Genomic DNA, 15,952 nt, shown 5'->3' on the forward strand with positions numbered 1-15,952 from the left:
CGGAGAGTAGCCCAGCAAGCCCAGAATCCCGCCCTAACCCTTTCTGTAGGAGATCGCGTTGACAAGCCAAGATAACTCCACGCGATCGATCCGATACGAAGTAGGCGGCGAGGCATGTGAACACTTGCCGATCAGGGAGAGCAGCAAGGCTGGAGAGTTAGAGTATGGAGGGGATTTTCATGACGGGTAAGGCGGGAGAGAGGCTCCCGCGCCCGTGGTGGAGACGAACATGAATCAGGTGGAGATTTTGGGATCAGCCCGCGGCCGTGAAAGCGGCTACAAGGTGGACGCAAGCCGCGGCGAGCGTATTGGCCGCGTGTCGTCAGAGTGGTTTTCCAGGCCTTCGGATGAGCGATACCTCTCTCTATCGGATCTGTTCGCCGCCGTGCGTGGCCGGACTGACCGCAGCCGCACCAGAACAATCGAGAGCACCGCAATCCGCGTGGAAGCCAGCCGCGACGACGCCGAACGACTTTCACTTTCGCTGCCCGGTTCCGACAGTCCGGTCGCCATGACCCACTGGAGCTTCGGCCAGCTCGCGAGCCTCATCGGCGCCCCGGCGGCTTACCTTCGACAGCTCCCCGCGCCGGTCGCCGGAATCAATCTCCAATATGGCCTCACCACACACCGCGCCGAGCAGATCAAGACGCTCGAGATCGAAAGCGGTCGCGTCGAGCTGCGCGCGGTGACCGGTCCAGACTATGGGCGGATTTACGACCATGAGCTCGTCTCCGCCGTGCAGCGCATCGCCGGCGACGGCGTGGGCGACACGCGCTGGAAAGTGCCGGGCGTGCTCGACTCGTCGACCGGAATCTACAATCCCAACGTCGACGTCACGGAGGAGACGACGACGCTTTACGCCTCGGACCGGGACGTCTTCCTGTTTCTCGTCGACGACTTGAACCCGATTGAAGCTGGCCGCCTTCCCGACGGCTCGCCCGATCTCTACTTTCGCGGCTTCTACTGCTGGAATTCAGAGGTGGGTGCTAAGACGCTCGGGATCGCCAGCTTCTATTTGCGCGCCGTATGCCAAAACCGGAATCTTTGGGGCGTCGAAGATTTCGAGGAGATTACGATCCGCCACTCCAAATACGCGGCCGCACGCTTCGCGCATGAGGCCGCGCCGGCGTTGGCGCGTTTCGCCGATTCTTCGCCCCTGCCCTTCGTCAACGGAGTCAAGGCGGCGCGGCAACGGATCGTGGCCCGCAACGACGACGACCGCACGGAATTCTTGCGCAAGCGCGGGTTTTCGAAAGCCGAAACGGCGAAGATCATCGGCACAGTCTTCGCCGAGGAAGGCCGCAAACCCGAGAGCGTCTTCGATTTCGTGCAGGGCATCACGGCTGTGGCGCGCGGAAAAAGTCACCAGGACGCACGGCTGGATTTCGAGGCGCGCGCCAAGAAGCTCTTCCATCGCGCCCAGTGATATTTGTCGTTGCGGCAGCTTGCATGCAGCCTGCAGCTGTCTCGGCGGCTCTCTACCCGATTAAGTTCTTTGCGGCGTCGCTCTCAAGAGTTCGAGGGCGGCGCTGCGCTTCGTGACGAGGTGGAGTCGAGAGAGAGGCTCTCGGTCGCCCGTCGCGGAGTTAAAGACCATGACCAAGTCGGTGCAAAAAATTCAGTTGAGCGCATCGCGGGATATTCCGTTCAGCAAGCTGGTGCTATCCCAGTCGAATGTGCGACGGATCAAGGCGGGCGTCTCGATCGAAGAACTCGCGGAAGACATCGCCCGCCGCACACTGCTGCAGAGCATCACCGTGCGGCCGGTGGTCGACGACCAGGGCGCCGAGACCGGCATGTTCGAAATCCCCGCGGGCGGGCGCCGCTACCGCGCGCTTGAGCTTCTGGTGAAGCAGAAGCGTCTCGTCCGCAACGCCCTGATCCCTTGCGTCGTGCGAACAGAGGGAATCGCCGAGGAAGACAGCCTTGCCGAGAATGTCCAGCGCGCGCCGTTGCATCCGCTCGATCAGTTCCGCGCGTTCCTGACCCTGCGGGAGAAAGGGAGTAGCGAGGAGGAGATCGCCGCCGCCTTCTTCGTCAGCGTCGCCGTCGTCAAGCAACGGCTGAGGCTGGCTTCCGTGTCGCCCAAGCTCCTCGATGTCTATGCCGACGACGGCATGACCCTCGACCAGCTGATGGCCTTTACGGTCAATCCCGACCATGAGCGCCAGGAGCAGGTCTGGGAGGCGATCCAGCGCTCCTACAACAAGGAAGCGTATCAGATCCGCCGGCTTCTCACCGAGGACGCCGTCCGGGGGTCTGACAAGCGGGCGCTGTATGCGGCCGAGGATTACAAAGCCGCTGGCGGTCCCATCATGCGCGACCTCTTCCAAAGCGACGACGGCGGCTGGCTCCAGGACGTTCCGCTGCTGGAACGGCTCGTCGCGGAGAAACTCGCGCGCGACGCCGAATCCCTTCGGTCGGAGGGCTGGAAATGGGTCGAGACGGCAATCGACTTCCCTTACGGTCACAACTATGGGCTTCGCCATCTTCAGGGCGAACGCCAGCCTTTGACCGAAGAGGAAGCGGCGACCCGCGAGGCGCTTCGGAACGAAGCCGAACACTTGGAGGCGACCTATTCGGAGGCGGAAGAAATCCCGGAGGACGTCGACGCGCGTCTCGCCGAGATTGAGGCGGCGCTCGAAGCCTTCGAGAAGCGCCCGGTAATCTATGCGCCGGACGAGATCGCCCGCGCTGGCGTCTTTGTCAGCATCGACGGCGAAGGACGTCTTCGGGTCGAGCGCGGCTACGTGCGGCCGGAGGACGAGGCGCCGATCGAAGAGCCGGAGACGCCTGAGGTCGTGACCGAGGCGGGCGAAGCCTATGCGATGTGTTCGTCGCTGGCCTCCTCATTCGCACCCGACGATGGCGAAACCGGGCAATCCGGAGCCGTTGCGGACGAGGAGGATGAGGGGTTGAGGCCCCTGCCCGACAAATTGCTCGCTGAGCTGACTGCCTATCGCACGCTGGCGCTGCGCGAGGCGGTGGGTAGAGATCCGACGATCGCGTTTCTTGCCGCCCTCCACGCCATTTGCCTGCGGCTATTCTATCGCTATGCCGTGGACACCTGTCTCGAGATCGAAGCCAAGAATGTCTCCTTCGGCGCGCAGGCTCCGGGGCTCTCCGACACGCCGCTCGCGGATAAGGTCGACGCCCGCCATCTCGACTGGTCCCGGCAGTTGCCGGCGGAGCCGCAGGACCTGTGGGACGTCTTGACGACCTTCGACGTTGATACGCGCCAGCGTCTGTTCGCGCATTGCGTCTCGTTGACCCTGAACGCCGTGCACGAGCCCTGGAGCCGCCGGCCGCGGGCGATGGCCCATGCCGACCGTCTCGCCTCGACGCTCTCTCTCGACGTCGCCGCGACGGGCTGGACGCCCACGGTCGACAATTTCCTCGGCCGGGTCACCAAGGCGCGTATCATCCAGGCAGTGCGCGAGGCGAAAGGCGCCGATTTCGCCCGACGGATCGAGACGCTCAAGAAGGGCGATATGGCGCGAGAGGCGGAAACGCTTCTGACTGGCGCGGGCTGGCTGCCCGAGCCGCTGCGCACCCCGGGCCATGGGTCGCAGGCCGCATTGGAAGGGAGTTCTCTCTCGGCGCCGGAGGAAGCCGCCGCAGTCGAAGAAGGCGCGGCGGCGGAAGGCGACCCCGCCTTCGACGAAATTGTCGCGTCTGATGAGGATGCCGAGCCGGCGCCGGTCGACGACGCTCAAAGCATCGCCGCCGAGTAGACCTCCAAAAGGTCAACTGCGCATGGGCTCGCCAGAAATGGCGGGCCCTTTTCTTGTTGGAGGCGATTCCATGTCGAGTTCAGTTGCGTCGGATTTGTCGCGCCGCCTTGCGCAGGACGCCGAGGCGGTCTGTCGATACTATTTGTCAAGCGGGCGGCGTCACGGCCGTTACTGGATCGTTGGCGACGCCCGCAATAACCCGGGCCGCAGCCTGTTCGTTAGGTTGACGGGTCCAGAGACCGGCAAGGGCGCCGCGGGGCATTGGACTGATGCGGCCTCGGGAGAATATGGCGACCTCCTCGACGTCATTCGCGAGAGCGCCGGTTTGAAGGATTTTTCCGACGTTCTAGACGAAGCGCGGCGATTCCTCAGGCTGCCGAGCGCCGAACCACGGCCGAAGCAGAGGCTCGATCGCAAACAGACAGGCTCTCCGGATTCGGCGCGCCGCCTGTTCGCCCTATCACGGCCGATCGGAGGCACATTGGCGGAGCGCTATTTGCATCATCGGGGGATCGCAACGCTACGGAATCTCGAAAGCCTCCGTTTTCATCCACGCTGCTACTACCGATCCGGGGACGGGTCGGCCCCTGAAACCTGGCCCGCGATGATTGCGGCGGTCACCGACCTCGAGGGCAAGATCACCGGCGTGCATCGCACATGGCTCGACAGGTCGGGGCGCGGCAAGGCGCCGGTCGGCTCCCCACGACGCGCCATGGGGGAACTCCTCGGCAATGGCGTCCGGTTCGGCGCGCCGCTCGACGTGATGGCGGCGGGCGAAGGCATCGAAACCGTGCTCTCGGTTCGATGTCTTCTGCCCAGCATGCCGATGATCGCGGCGCTCTCCTCCGCGCATCTCGCCGCTATCCATTTCCCTGAGACCTTGCGCCGCCTTTATGTCCTGCGCGACAACGACCCCGCCGGCGAAAGGGCTTCGGCGAGCCTTATCGACCGCGCGATCGCCGAGGGGATCGAGGCGATCACCCTCACACCCGAACAGGGCGATTTCAACGACGATTTGCCCCGCGCTGGCGAACAAGGGCTGCACGCGGCGCTCAGAGGCCAACTTGCGCCTCAGGACGTTGACAGGTTCATGAGGCTGTCGCCGTGACCGGGTTTTGCGCAGGAGCAGGCGCCCAAGACCCTGCCCTCGCGCGTCGCGCCAATCGCCTTCTTTCCTTTTGTCGGAGCCCGCCGCAGTCCCGGCCTTCTGAGAGGGCGACCCTTGCGTCGGGGCGCGCCGCCTTGGCAATGGCTGCGGCCGGCTATTTTCCGTCGCGCCCTGCGGGCGCTTTACAGCGCCAGGCAAAATAGCCGGCGCTTCGCCATCCTTCGCTACGCTGCGGCCGGTCGCTGCGCGCCCCGGTGCCAGCCGGCCCCGCCCGCCGCCTTTTGTCGCCACGAAGGCCGCGAGGGTCGCGGCCGATCCGACGAAGGAGAGCGTCAATGACGACCAATCACGACGATCAAGACATCAGGACAATTCCTGCCGCTTCCTCGACCGAGCGCGTTCTCGCCGAACTTCAACTCTATGGCTATCGCCCCTTCCACGAGGAGCCCGACCCCCGGCCGCTGCCCGACGCCTCCGCGATCACCGGCGCCGTCTCCGACATCTTCGACGCCCTCCTCGCGACGTTGACTGACACGCGCCTCGAGCCCGATCTCGAGGAACTGCTCTGGTCGACGGTCAACCTCTTCCACCGAGCGGTCCTTCGCGTCGAGCGCGACCTCGACGACAATGAGCAGGCGCAGCGGCGCAGCCAAAAGGAACAGGACGGCTCGGAAATCCGCTCGGTGGAGTTGGAGCGCCTGATCTGCGAAGGGCAAACGCTGCTCGAACGCCGCGACAGTTTGGAGCTCTTCCGCGACCAGGCCGCCGACGCCTTCGAATTGCACACCGGTTCGTCCTGGCGCCCCCGCACGGGCTCCAAGGTCAACCATCGCTCCTTGACGGCCGCCATGATCGACAGCCGCGATTTTCTCGCCGCCAAGCGCCGGCTAGAGTCCGAGCCGCTCCTTCCCGCCGGCCCACGTATCGCCTTCACCGGCGGGCTCGACTTCAACGACCATCGCGCGATCTGGGATCGCCTGGACAAGGCGCGCACGAAACATCCCGACATGGTGCTGTTGCACGGCGGTTCCCCCAAAGGGGCCGAACTCATCGCTTCATGCTGGGCGAATGCTCGCAAGGTTTCGCAGATCGCGTTCAAGCCAGACTGGGGCCGCCACGCCAAGGCGGCGCCCTTCAAGCGCAACGATCAGATCCTCGAAACGCTTCCCATCGGCGTCATCGTCTTTCCCGGCTCGGGCGTCTCGGCCAATCTTGCCGACAAGGCGCGCAAGCTCGGCATCCCGGTGTGGCAGTTCGAGGACGGCGGCGCATGAGCGCCGTCCATCGTTTGGTTGCGACCTGGCGACAACTTTTGCTCGAGTCCTGCGACGCCCGATCGCGTCTTGGACGACGGATTTGAGATGGCCTTGCTCCCAGGGAGATGGAAAGCGCCTTCCGAACGTCACGATGCTATGCTAAAATATATGATATAGCATTCAGCAGCGGACGCAAGCGCCATGACCTCTCGAAATCTCTTCGTCATTTCCGGAAACGTCTCGCAAAATCCACGTCGGTTCGGCGACAACGCGCCAAAGACCGTACTCACGGTCGCAGTCGACGATATTTGGACGGATCGCGAGACTGGAGAGAGAAAGAAGCGAACGGATTTCCTGACCGCCTATACGTTCAACAAGAAAATTGGCGACTTTGTCCTGGCGCAGGTAAAGCCAGGATATGAGGTCACGATCGACGGCCGCATCCGGTCAAACTCCTACGAGAAAGGCGGCGACCGGATCTATTCGACCGACCTGGAAATCATTCGCATCGATGCGCACCCGCCGCGAGCAGAAGCTGGCAGCGGCGTTCCCGAATGACCCATCAAAGGGTGATTTCCTTGGTTGCGGTTGGCCTTAGGTTGAGCGTCGCCTGCGCTGAGGAAGCAAGCGTCTACACGCCGCAGAGCGCGCTGCAATCAACGCCCATGCGTGTCGAAGTGATCGACGCGACGTCTTTTCGCGACATAGAGACCGGAGCAAAGTACCGGCTCTATGGCGTCGACTCCTGCCTGCCGACGCAGACCGCGAATTTGAATCGCCAATCCTGGCCTTGCGGCGCCGTTGCGATCGCCTGGCTCACGAACGCGACCCTCGGCAAATGGGTGTCCTGCAACGCTTTGCGGGAAACGGCCGGCCAGCGTCTATCCCGCTGTGCGTCGTCAGAGCATCAGGATCTCGCGGCCGACATGCTGAAAGAAGGCCTCGCGATTGTCTTGCCGATTGCTGAGGGCCAGGAGGTGCGCGCCTACAGCCAGCTGCAGGATCAAGCTCGCAAGCAATATAAGGGATTATGGTCCAGTCAGTTTATGATGCCGTGGGATTTGAGGGCTAAGCAGGCTGGAGGGTCGGCCTCAAGCCGCTGAGCAAGGACGGCTTGCAGCTTGCTCTCGAGCTCTAAATCGGGTTAGGCTCTCTATCATACTATATGGTAGAGAGATGTCCGCGCGCGCTGCCCTTCTTATCGCTCCCTTGATCTTGGGCGGCCTCGCCGGCTGCGAGGCGCCAAGGGCTCAATACGCTTCTATGGCCGAGGCGCCTGCGCGCGATCGAGTTCTCGCGCCCCGGGAGGTGGTTCCCGGCCGTCTCGCATACGCCGACGCGCCGGATGCTTTCGCGCCAGTTCTGGCAAGCCGTGTCGCCTATCCCACCCAGGCCCAGGCGAATTACGCTTTTCAACGCTCCTGGGCGTCGAACGAGCAGTCCGGCGATCCCTTGGCCCTCATCGTTAGTGATCCCAAGGGCTCCGACCGCGGGCCCGTTCGCGTCCGGCTCTTTGCCTGTCGTTCGGGCGCCTTGGACGACATCACGGGACGAGTTGTAGCGGCTCGCGGACGCGTCGTGCACTGCGCGACAGATTTCCTCGACGCGCAGGAGCGTCGCCTGTTCCGCGAAACCGTGAACTTCTTCTATGAGCGCGGCGCGTGGCGTATGGCGCAAACGGCGCCGCCCCAAGCCCAGGCGCCGTGGATTGCTCCCGAATCCTCTCCGAAGGATTATTTCTCTTGGTCGCCGTGGGGACGGCGCACGACGCCCTACTGACCCGTTGCCGGGCGACTCTTCCTGGCCCAGCGACGCGATCGACGTCATCGGCGCTGGACGGGCGCGGAAGCTTTCCGGAGCCCGGGAGCGGCGCATCAAGCGTTTGGGCTCGCAACGTTGGCCTTTCGACACCGGCATTGGTGGATCAGAAAATCGACAAGTACGGCCGCGCAGGACCCAGGCTTTTCTGCGGGGGACCCAGAAGGCGCAATGCGACGACGCTGAGGCCCGTTTCCTTGTGCGCCATCACAGTGCGACGCGCGTCAGCGTCCGTTCGGCTCGGTCGCACACCCATCTCGAGAAGCACTTTGCCAGAATTTGCGCCGGCCTTGTCAGGATCGCTTCGAGCAGCAAAGCAAGAACCAAGGTTAAACCAGCCGCAATGCTCAGAACCAGGATCGCCGGCGCCAGGGAGCCAAGCGCCTCGTTGGTCCCGGACATAATCGGGAGATGCACGAGATAGATCGAGAAAGATAGCTCGCCAAGTCTTTGGAGCACGCTTCCTTCCCGAGGCTTAGGTCTTTGTTGGATGGCCGAGGCGACGACATGTCCAAATATGATCGCGACCAAGGCGATCGCCGATCCTGAGGCCAAAGCCCCAAACACCCGCGCGAGAATTGACGCAGCTACGAGCCAAAAAGTCGCGATGGCCTTGCCAAAGCACGGCAAGGGCCATCGCCTCGCCAGGCCGATTGACAGCAGGACGCCCACAGCGAAACCGTCGAGGCGGAACGTCCACCAGAAGCCGCCCCAAGGGCGTTCGCTCACCGCGCCAGCGGCGAGAGTGGTGATGCAGACCAGGGCCGTCACTTTAGGACTCAGCGCGATGAGAAATGGCGCCGCAAAATAGAATTGCATTTCGCTCGCGAGCGACCAGAAATGCGAGGTGGCCGTCGGTGCGCCACAGCCGGCCGCGCCATCAAAACAGGGAGCCCAATAGAGATTTGCGTAAAAGCCGGCGGCCGCTTTCAAATCGTCTGCTGTTTCGCCGAACGAAATTCCGTGCGCCTGAGAGAGTGCGATCAGGACGATCACGACCCAGGCCGGCAGACCGATCCGAAGAATTCGTCGGCTCCAGAACGCAAGCGCGCCTCGCCAAAAGGCGCCATCCGCCTCCAAGCGCAACCGCCTTGCGCTTTCGGAGGCCGCAAATCCCGAAATGACAAAAAACAAGTCGACCCCCACGCCGAACGCTGGAACGCTCAAGACGCGCGCTGCGGCTAGGTCGGGCCCAAAAACGAGAGCTATGTGGGACGCGACGACCGCCAGGATCGCGAGGCCGCGCAGTTCATCGAGGGCGCGTATCCGCCCCGCAACGCGATCGAAATTTGGCCCCATGAGCGACTTGCCTTTGTGCCTTCACTATATAATATACCATAGTGCCTCAGCCGCCAAATCGTTCCGCCCTGAAACGCCGACGCGCCCTGCTGGCGGCGGCGCTTTGTGTCGCGGTGACGACGGCCCAAGCGCAGGAGCTCACGCCCCATCCGGAAAATTGGCGGCCGATCGTTTATCGCGACCTGCAAATTCCGGGGCCCCAAGATCGGATTTATGCCGACCTTTGGGCCGACGTCATCCAGAGCAACAATCGCCCCTATCTCGCTGCGGGAGATCGGCGTTTTCTGCTCGGCAATGCGCCAGTGCGCGAAGCGCATGCGCTCGTGCGCGGCGGCGATAAGGTCGCGCTCCTGAGCATTCTCGATACGGCCACCCATTGCGTCGCCGTGGCGAGAGATCCGAGCAGCGACCTTTCGGTAAAGATGTGTCCGATGCGGCTTGCTGTTTGGAATGGGACCTCGACGACGCTCAGAGAGGCCAAAGGCTGCTATCTCGAACCAGGCGCTGGGGCGCGGAAAATCATGGCGAACTTGTCTTACGCCGCCTCATACACATCCTACGATGTCGTCACGAAATCGATCAGGCTTGGCGTCATCCTTGGGCGCCGTGTCGTCGAGCAGTGTTCGCAAACCGTGCCGCTCTACCCCGATTGAGGCCTCTCACGATGCATCGGATCTACGCCGTTTCCTACGCAATCTACTACTGGTCGGAATGGCTGTTTCTTCTGGCTTTTGCCAGCTTGTTCGTCATTCCGGTCACCTCGCTCGATGCGCGTTTTGCGGCCTGGTGCGTCGCGCTTGTGGTTGCGGTTGCAAGCCTCGCCGCGGGGGTCCTGTCGGAGGCGTTATGCCGAGCCCTGTTGCGCCGACGCCGCGAGAGGCGAGGATTTTCAGAGGAGGAGGAGGCGCGGCGGATCGAGTTTCTTGAAGAGGACGGACGCCTTACGCATGTCGCACAAGAGGCAAGCCGGCTCGCGGCCGAACGCCATCAACAGAGCGTCGAAGCGTGGTGGATCAACAAGCGCCGTGGCTGAGCGCGTGTCGACGACTGTCTCTGATTCTTTCAGTCGGATACGACGGCGAGGATTTCAGCCTCTCTTCTCGGCGCGGCGCCATAGCGCCCTGCCCGGCGAGAGGCCTCGCAGCCGCCGTCAAGGCTTTCGAAGAGTTCAGAATGGCCAACGTGTGGAATCGTCGAGCAACGCTTGCAATTCTCGGCGCGTCGCTTGGCTCAGCGCATTGCGTTCGCGTCGCGCGAAGACGGAGCACCAGAACAGGGCTTCGTTCGGTTCCTTTTCGTAAACAGCTTTTCCGATCAGGATGGCGATCAGCGCCAATCGGTCGCATTCGTCTGGGCCGAAATGATTATTCAGAATACTGACTGTCTCTTCGGCGGATCGCGTCTTCTCTGCGCTTTGTTCCAACATGGGAGAAGAAGCAATCATTTTTAACCTCCATTCGCCGTTAACACCGGCCCAAAGCGATTCATCACTGCAAGCCCCGAGAGAAGCGCCTCTGCGGGCGTCTGCGCTCCCGTAGTCAAAACACCCTGTCTCGTTGCGGTCTCCTCTCCTGTTGCCGACTCGACGCAGCCTCTCTCAGCCGACAAAGCTTGGCGCCGGCGACATTCGTGCAGCGAAAGGCTCAGCAAGAGTCACTTGGCTGAAGTAGCTGGCGCGACCGGAGCCATTTTCTGCGTTACTTTGTCGGAAGTTAGGCTCTCTTGCGCGACTTGGTCTTCCGTGTCGCCTTTGCCTTTGACGCCGAAGCGGGCTTGTCGGCGGCGGACGGTTTCGTCTCAGCGGGTCGTTCGACGGGTTTCGAGGCCGGCGGGGTGATTGCGAATTGATCTGCGCCAAATTTTGAGCGCGTCTGACGTCGCGCCTCGACGCTTTGCGTCAGCCGGTCGAGATCGATGTTCTGGCCGGCGAGCCAGGCGCGCATGACCTTCTCGTCAATGCCGAGCATGTCCCAAACCGTGAGGTTCAGCGCTTTGGCGGTCCGTTCGATCGTCCAAAACGTCGGATTGCCGATGCCCTTTTCCAAATTGTAGTAGGCGGCCATCGACATGCCGATCTTGTCGAGGAAGGTTTTGAGGTTGGGATATTCCTTGGCTTTTCGCTGCAAAATAATGGCGAACAAGGCGGTTGCGACAGAATCTCTGTCTTCGCCTTCTTGTTGTTTTGGCATCGCCATAACTGTTTTACCTCCCCTCCCCGAATGACGAACCGTGACGCCTTGCGCCGAGCCCGAAACGAGCGACTCACATTACCGTCAGGCTTTCGCCTAAAATATATCATATTCTTTCCTGGCAGAAGATCATTGAGTTATCCTTTATGACAAGGCAAAGCTTGGACCGCCCTTTGTCTTCCCCACCCGCCCTTTCCCGGTAAGGCCTCACAAGCTCACGGGGCGTTGTGGGAGTCGATCGAGGGCGCGCCTCGGAGGCTGTAAGCCTCTGAATTTTAAGGCTGAAGCTTCGGTCTGTCGAACAGGTTGCTCGCAGGCGGCAAAGCCGTCAATGCTCGGGCGTGGCCTAGAACCGCTTCGCTTCCGATGCCGCCTATGCAAGCAGGGTGAGCGGCTGTCGATGCTCTACTAAAGAATATAGTATAAGAAGCTTCGGTGCGCTATGCTCCGAGCCAGGCCGTTTGCGGGCAAATTTTCAGGAGGCCGATCATGTCGCGACCTTTTCTTTCGCGCGAGGGGGCGTTAGCGCCTACTCATTTCAGCGGGGTTCATCGGGGTGTATCTCGTGGCTATCTGAGCATTTGCGCGTTTTTATGCATAATATTTTCCGCGCCCTGGAACAGAGCGCTTGCCGACGATCGCGACCGTTTGGCGCCGGGGCTTTATGTCGCCGCGACCGTTGGGTGTGACGGCCTTGGCGGCGGCGGTACGATCGATTTTGACGGCAAGAATTTCTCGCCGCACTACCAGGCATGCCTCACTCAGGCGCTTGGGCAAAACGCGCGCTATCGTCAGACCTGCATTGAGGGACAGGGAGCAAACTATCCCACGATAGCGCAAATTCAGGGCGACCCTTCCAAGACGATGAAGGAAGTGACGATCGCGGTCCTCTCGCGAAACGCCTTCTCCATGAATGGTGTTCGATACGACTATTGCGGGGCGAGATGATGCGTCGGGCCGCTCTGCTTCTCCTGCCGCTCGCCTCTACGCTCGCCTTCGCGAGCGACTGTCCCAACGGCGACAATCTTCTCAAAAACAACACGCCACTCAGCCAGTTGTGTTCAAAGGGCTTCGGCCAGTTCAACCCCGGCTCGTTACAGCAGGCGATCGGCAACCAGCCGAACAATGTCGCGATGATCACCGCAGCCGCTGAGCAGCAGGGCGTGCCCGTCGATCTCGCGCTGGCGGTTTCCTATCACGAGTCGGAAGGCTTCAACTCCTGCGCCGGATCCGACACCGGCGTCAAAGGTCCGATGCAGCTCACGCAACGAACCGGAAACAGCCTCGGCTACAACCGTGACATCAACGAACAGAACATCATGGGCGGCATGAAGCTGCTCAAACAATGCGACAACAAGTGCGGCGATACGGCCTTTTCTTGTCTCTCGGCGTGCTACAACGGCTCGCCGCGGCCTGGCGAGCAGGCCGGCTGGGCGAGAGGCGTGCAGAACGCCTACGGAAAGCTCCACAGCGATCCTTCGCTTCTGGCCTCCGCCACGAGCACTTGCTCTTCCTCGGGCTCGAATTCGAGTTGCCCCGACGCCGCAGGCGGCGTGGTGGCGTCCTCGGCCACGCCGAACGCCTCGACGACGTTGCCGAGCCTCGGCGCACCGCCCGCGTTCGCCAGCAGCGACATCGTCGTGGCGCCAACGCAAATCTGAGCGGCGCTCTGGACGGTGCGGGCATCGCATCCGCGCCGTTGACCGGGGCGGCGCTGAGCTTTTGTGAGTTTGGCCAGCAGAAGTCTCGCCGACGCCTCGCCATCGATTCGTGGCCTTTGACCTTGAACGGAATGGCGGCGTTCAACCCTGCGCCACTTAGGCGCGCCGCAGTCTCCGATTTTTTCAAGCGCTTGGGATTTTCAGGATGCGGCCAGCATCGGCGCGCGCCGTTGCCACGACGATCCCCCGCCGCCAAGGGAGCTGGCGGGTGGCCTTTCTGATTCTACTAAACTATAAACTGTAGTCGCAAGAATCGCATGGAGGGAAGCAGGCCCCAAAAAAGAAAAGCCCGGCGCGAAGGCCGGACCTCTCGAACAGCTCGCTAAAAGGGACGGCAATCCCTTCACAGCCAAACACCAACCGTGTTTGGAATTTTAGCGGGCTTTTCTCATTACGCAAGAGGTTTGCGCATTTCGCGCCACGGAAATTCTTTGCCTGCTTTCCGCTCAACGCGCGGAGAGCAAAAGGATGACCCATGCCCAATTGAACGCGACAGGCCGTCGCCGCGATTGCGCGGCGAGCTGGCGTGTCGGCAAGCTTTTTGACGCGCCTCTCTTCGCGGTCTCGCGCAAGGAGCTTTTGAAAGCCGCGCGCAATGCTGTGCGTGCGCTCGCCCTCGACCGCAGCGAACGTCAGTTGGTCGAATGCCTTGCGGTTTGCTTTGGCGAGCAGCAGCTGGCGCATGGCCTGCTATGCTGGCCGTCGAACGCGCAGATCGAGAAGAAAACCGGCATGAGCGAGCGCACGATCCGTCGGACGATCGTAAAGCTTCGCGAGCGCGGTCTGATCGTGATGCGCGACAGTGCCAATGGGAAGCGCTTCCCGATCTCGAACGCCGAAGGCGAGATCGTCGACGCTCGTGGTTTCGATCTGACGCCGCTGCACGCCCGCGCCGCGGAATTTGCGGAGCGCGCTCGCGCCCTCGATATTGAAGATCGTGTGCGCCGGCAGCTCCGCGACGACCTCACGGCCGCCCACAACGCGCTGTTCGACCTGTGCGCCGAGGATCCGTCCGGCGCCTATGCGGAGATTCTGGCGCGCTCGAAGGGCGTGGCGACACCTTTGAAGGACGCCACGCCAGAGGAATTTGCCGCGGCGATCGAAGCCTATGTTGCGTTGACCGAGCAAGCTCGCGAAATCCGCTATCGGCGCGATCATTCCACTCAAACGCCCCGCTCTGCCGGCCATCCTGGCCGTCACTCAGAGCAAAATCCCAAACCCTATATCGAAGATTGCAACGCCTCTCGCCTCAACTCCGTAACGCCATTCGACCAGTCCCGCGACTCCGGCAATGAGGCTTATCGAGAAAAGAGGGGCGGCGACGTTCGGCGAAGCGAACGGACGCTGGAGGCGGCCGACCGAGCCATCCCCAAGGACCTCCCGCTCTGGCTCGCCGCCTGCCCTGAGCTATCCGAATGGGGAACAGTCACGACGATCGAGCGCGCGGCGACCCTGGGGGCTCAATTCATTCGGGCCTGCGGCCTCGCTCGCCACGCTTTTGACGCGGCCTCGACGCGTCTCGGAGTCGTCAACGCCGGCCTACTTGCCCTCTTTGTCGTTCAGCGTCATGCCGATGGGGAACAACGCGGCGGCACGCCGATACGCTCTCCGGGAGGGCTATTCGTCATGCTCGCCCGCGAGATTGAGCGTGGCCGCCATCCGCTCGAGAGGGAGCTGGTCGCCATGCGCCGCCGGCGCGAGCGCAATGGGCGCCGATGACAGCATGAGGGGTGCCTCCTCCTAGCCCGCGGCCCTTTTGCGGGCGGTCAGGCGCTTCGGTTGCCGCGTTGCGCGGATGGCTGTGACGATCCTCTTGGGAGGCCGAATCCGAGTATCGCATCGGTCGCGCTGAGCCGTGTTTGGTCCGTGCCCGCGCGGCTAAGATCATTGGTAGATTCAATCGGAGCTCACATTCGTCACGAATTTCGAAACAACGAAAGTGAAGCGTTCCAGCAGCGTCCGACCCATGCCGAGCTTCAATCCCGGCTGCATCACGCGCAGTCATATCGAGGGTCCGTCGCCGAGGCCGCCGGGGCGAACCGATGGCGACGTCGAGCGCTTTCTCCTAAGCTCCAAGACGCCTCCCCTTTCGCTTAAGTCATTTACGCATACGTCCGGCGGGCCGTGCGTCGGCCACTGCCGCCGAACATTTTCCCCTTGCCGCTTGCAGCGGCAATTCCTCGCGCTCGGGCGCAAACGCCCTTTCAAAATCTCCGTCGCCGGGCGTGGCGCGGCGCTTCGCTGGCCCCTCGCCTTCGGCTCGGGCTCTGCCCTGCCCTGTGCCGCCCGTCTTGCGCGACATAAGCGAAGGGGATGGCTCCTTCGCGAATACCAGGAGAAAGACGATGTTCGACTTCGCCCGCTTCCACATCCTCGGCCGCGTCGGCAAGATCAAGACCTTCGAGAAGAACATCCGCGTGTCGATCGCCGCCAACGCCTCCTACAAGAAGGACGGCCAATGGGTGGACGAGACCGACTGGAACGAGATCGTGATTTTCGACAAGAACACGCGTCAATATGTGACCGAAAACGTCGAATCCGGCGACTACGTCCGCGCGCAGGGTCGCCTGCGCCAGAACAGCTTCAAGCGCGACGGCGAGACCGTCTATGTGGTCGAGCTGATCTGCGACGAGTTTAGCCGCGCCCCGAAAAAGAAGGCCGCCGAATCTGCGGCCGCGTGAAATGGAGCGCCACCCTACGGGGTGGCCCTCGCCTCTCGCATCGGCGCGCCATCTCGCTTGCAAGGCCGAAAGAATCGTCGTTCGCTCTCTTTAGCGCAGCAGGTCGGTCGCGAGACACTGCGCCATCATAACCTTGGCGTTTTGCC

The 15,952-nt window shown here is 62.3% G+C and carries 17 protein-coding genes; 13 read left to right on the forward strand and 4 right to left on the reverse strand.

Annotated features, from left to right (window positions below; all coding sequences use genetic code 11):
* Window positions 1–229 precede the first annotated feature (229 nt).
* The 7 genes from RVU70_RS21215 to RVU70_RS21245 all read left to right on the forward strand — a co-directional run bounded on the left by RVU70_RS21215 (window position 230) and on the right by RVU70_RS21245 (window position 7,877).
* A complete protein-coding gene (locus RVU70_RS21215) occupies window positions 230–1,426 on the forward strand; it encodes a DUF932 domain-containing protein (protein ID WP_363352474.1) in 1,197 nt (398 codons plus the stop codon).
* Between the two features lie 169 nt (window positions 1,427–1,595).
* Window positions 1,596–3,734 (forward strand): ParB/RepB/Spo0J family partition protein, encoded by a 2,139-nt coding sequence (locus tag RVU70_RS21220; protein ID WP_363352476.1) that lies wholly within the window; start codon window positions 1,596–1,598, stop codon window positions 3,732–3,734.
* Window positions 3,735–3,804: 70 nt separating this feature from the next.
* Window positions 3,805–4,842: a toprim domain-containing protein gene (locus RVU70_RS21225; RefSeq protein ID WP_363352260.1), complete on the forward strand. Its 1,038-nt coding sequence runs from the start codon at window positions 3,805–3,807 to the stop codon at window positions 4,840–4,842.
* Window positions 4,843–5,177: 335 nt separating this feature from the next.
* Window positions 5,178–6,116 (forward strand): DUF2493 domain-containing protein, encoded by a 939-nt coding sequence (locus tag RVU70_RS21230; RefSeq protein ID WP_363352262.1) that lies wholly within the window; start codon window positions 5,178–5,180, stop codon window positions 6,114–6,116.
* A gap of 183 nt (window positions 6,117–6,299) precedes the next feature.
* Window positions 6,300–6,656 (forward strand): single-stranded DNA-binding protein, encoded by a 357-nt coding sequence (locus RVU70_RS21235; RefSeq protein WP_363352264.1) that lies wholly within the window; start codon window positions 6,300–6,302, stop codon window positions 6,654–6,656.
* A 119-nt stretch (window positions 6,657–6,775) separates the two neighbouring features.
* Window positions 6,776–7,201 carry a thermonuclease family protein gene (locus RVU70_RS21240; RefSeq protein ID WP_363352266.1) on the forward strand — a complete coding sequence of 142 codons (426 nt, stop codon included), beginning with the start codon at window positions 6,776–6,778 and terminating at the stop codon, window positions 7,199–7,201.
* Window positions 7,202–7,361: 160 nt separating this feature from the next.
* Window positions 7,362–7,877, forward strand: coding sequence for a hypothetical protein (locus RVU70_RS21245; RefSeq protein WP_363352268.1), 516 nt, complete (start codon window positions 7,362–7,364; stop codon window positions 7,875–7,877).
* Between the two features lie 246 nt (window positions 7,878–8,123).
* Here the strand turns inward: RVU70_RS21245 and RVU70_RS21250 are convergent, their stop codons facing one another.
* Window positions 8,124–9,215 carry an acyltransferase gene (locus RVU70_RS21250; protein ID WP_363352270.1) on the reverse strand — a complete coding sequence of 364 codons (1,092 nt, stop codon included), beginning with the start codon at window positions 9,213–9,215 and terminating at the stop codon, window positions 8,124–8,126.
* Between the two features lie 113 nt (window positions 9,216–9,328).
* Between RVU70_RS21250 and RVU70_RS21255 the strand changes: the two genes are divergently transcribed.
* Both RVU70_RS21255 and RVU70_RS21260 read left to right on the forward strand, forming a co-directional pair.
* The gene (locus RVU70_RS21255; RefSeq protein ID WP_363352272.1) at window positions 9,329–9,868 is read left to right on the forward strand and encodes a hypothetical protein; all 540 of its coding nucleotides are present in this window, start codon (window positions 9,329–9,331) and stop codon (window positions 9,866–9,868) included.
* An 11-nt stretch (window positions 9,869–9,879) separates the two neighbouring features.
* Entirely contained in the window at window positions 9,880–10,248 is a 369-nt protein-coding gene (locus RVU70_RS21260) for a hypothetical protein (protein WP_363352274.1), read from the forward strand.
* A gap of 135 nt (window positions 10,249–10,383) precedes the next feature.
* On the opposite strand, the gene RVU70_RS21265 is transcribed toward RVU70_RS21260, so the two are convergent.
* Together RVU70_RS21265 and RVU70_RS21270 are read right to left on the reverse strand one after the other, a co-directional pair.
* Window positions 10,384–10,659 carry a hypothetical protein gene (locus RVU70_RS21265; RefSeq protein ID WP_363352276.1) on the reverse strand — a complete coding sequence of 92 codons (276 nt, stop codon included), beginning with the start codon at window positions 10,657–10,659 and terminating at the stop codon, window positions 10,384–10,386.
* A gap of 268 nt (window positions 10,660–10,927) precedes the next feature.
* A complete protein-coding gene (locus RVU70_RS21270) occupies window positions 10,928–11,410 on the reverse strand; it encodes a helix-turn-helix transcriptional regulator (protein ID WP_363352278.1) in 483 nt (160 codons plus the stop codon).
* Window positions 11,411–11,893: 483 nt separating this feature from the next.
* On the opposite strand from RVU70_RS21270, the gene RVU70_RS21275 reads away from it, so the two are divergent.
* Together RVU70_RS21275 and RVU70_RS21280 are read left to right on the forward strand one after the other, a co-directional pair.
* The gene (locus RVU70_RS21275; RefSeq protein ID WP_363352280.1) at window positions 11,894–12,352 is read left to right on the forward strand and encodes a hypothetical protein; all 459 of its coding nucleotides are present in this window, start codon (window positions 11,894–11,896) and stop codon (window positions 12,350–12,352) included.
* The gene (locus RVU70_RS21280; protein ID WP_363352282.1) at window positions 12,352–13,065 is read left to right on the forward strand and encodes a transglycosylase SLT domain-containing protein; all 714 of its coding nucleotides are present in this window, start codon (window positions 12,352–12,354) and stop codon (window positions 13,063–13,065) included. Before RVU70_RS21275 ends, RVU70_RS21280 begins: the two co-directional genes overlap by 1 nt.
* Window positions 13,066–13,356: 291 nt before the next feature.
* On the opposite strand, the gene RVU70_RS21285 is transcribed toward RVU70_RS21280, so the two are convergent.
* Window positions 13,357–13,809, reverse strand: coding sequence for a hypothetical protein (locus tag RVU70_RS21285; protein ID WP_363352503.1), 453 nt, complete (start codon window positions 13,807–13,809; stop codon window positions 13,357–13,359).
* On the opposite strand from RVU70_RS21285, the gene RVU70_RS21290 reads away from it, so the two are divergent.
* The gene (locus RVU70_RS21290; RefSeq protein ID WP_363352478.1) at window positions 13,726–14,844 is read left to right on the forward strand and encodes a helix-turn-helix domain-containing protein; all 1,119 of its coding nucleotides are present in this window, start codon (window positions 13,726–13,728) and stop codon (window positions 14,842–14,844) included. The two genes, RVU70_RS21285 and RVU70_RS21290, sit on opposite strands and share 84 nt — an antisense overlap.
* Before the next feature lie 626 nt (window positions 14,845–15,470).
* Entirely contained in the window at window positions 15,471–15,806 is a 336-nt protein-coding gene (locus RVU70_RS21295; RefSeq protein WP_363352284.1) for a single-stranded DNA-binding protein, read from the forward strand.
* Window positions 15,807–15,952: the final 146 nt, after the last annotated feature.

This window comes from Methylocystis echinoides, assembly GCF_040687965.1.
GTDB classification, from domain to species: domain Bacteria; phylum Pseudomonadota; class Alphaproteobacteria; order Rhizobiales; family Beijerinckiaceae; genus Methylocystis; species Methylocystis echinoides_A.

Excerpts from the sequence above, each read along its gene's own strand:
- RVU70_RS21270 (WP_363352278.1), bottom strand. The coding sequence starts at position 11,410 with ATGGCGATGCCAAAACAACAAGAAGGCGAAGACAGAGATTCTGTCGCA.
- RVU70_RS21220 (WP_363352476.1), top strand. The coding sequence starts at position 1,596 with ATGACCAAGTCGGTGCAAAAAATTCAGTTGAGCGCATCGCGGGATATT.
- RVU70_RS21295 (WP_363352284.1), top strand. The coding sequence starts at position 15,471 with ATGTTCGACTTCGCCCGCTTCCACATCCTCGGCCGCGTCGGCAAGATC.
- RVU70_RS21225 (WP_363352260.1), top strand. The coding sequence starts at position 3,805 with ATGTCGAGTTCAGTTGCGTCGGATTTGTCGCGCCGCCTTGCGCAGGAC.
- RVU70_RS21235 (WP_363352264.1), top strand. The coding sequence starts at position 6,300 with ATGACCTCTCGAAATCTCTTCGTCATTTCCGGAAACGTCTCGCAAAAT.
- RVU70_RS21215 (WP_363352474.1), top strand. The coding sequence starts at position 230 with ATGAATCAGGTGGAGATTTTGGGATCAGCCCGCGGCCGTGAAAGCGGC.
- RVU70_RS21245 (WP_363352268.1), top strand. The coding sequence starts at position 7,362 with ATGGCCGAGGCGCCTGCGCGCGATCGAGTTCTCGCGCCCCGGGAGGTG.
- RVU70_RS21265 (WP_363352276.1), bottom strand. The coding sequence starts at position 10,659 with ATGATTGCTTCTTCTCCCATGTTGGAACAAAGCGCAGAGAAGACGCGA.
- RVU70_RS21230 (WP_363352262.1), top strand. The coding sequence starts at position 5,178 with ATGACGACCAATCACGACGATCAAGACATCAGGACAATTCCTGCCGCT.
- RVU70_RS21285 (WP_363352503.1), bottom strand. The coding sequence starts at position 13,809 with ATGCGCCAGCTGCTGCTCGCCAAAGCAAACCGCAAGGCATTCGACCAA.
- RVU70_RS21260 (WP_363352274.1), top strand. The coding sequence starts at position 9,880 with ATGCATCGGATCTACGCCGTTTCCTACGCAATCTACTACTGGTCGGAA.
- RVU70_RS21280 (WP_363352282.1), top strand. The coding sequence starts at position 12,352 with ATGCGTCGGGCCGCTCTGCTTCTCCTGCCGCTCGCCTCTACGCTCGCC.
- RVU70_RS21250 (WP_363352270.1), bottom strand. The coding sequence starts at position 9,215 with ATGGGGCCAAATTTCGATCGCGTTGCGGGGCGGATACGCGCCCTCGAT.
- RVU70_RS21275 (WP_363352280.1), top strand. The coding sequence starts at position 11,894 with ATGTCGCGACCTTTTCTTTCGCGCGAGGGGGCGTTAGCGCCTACTCAT.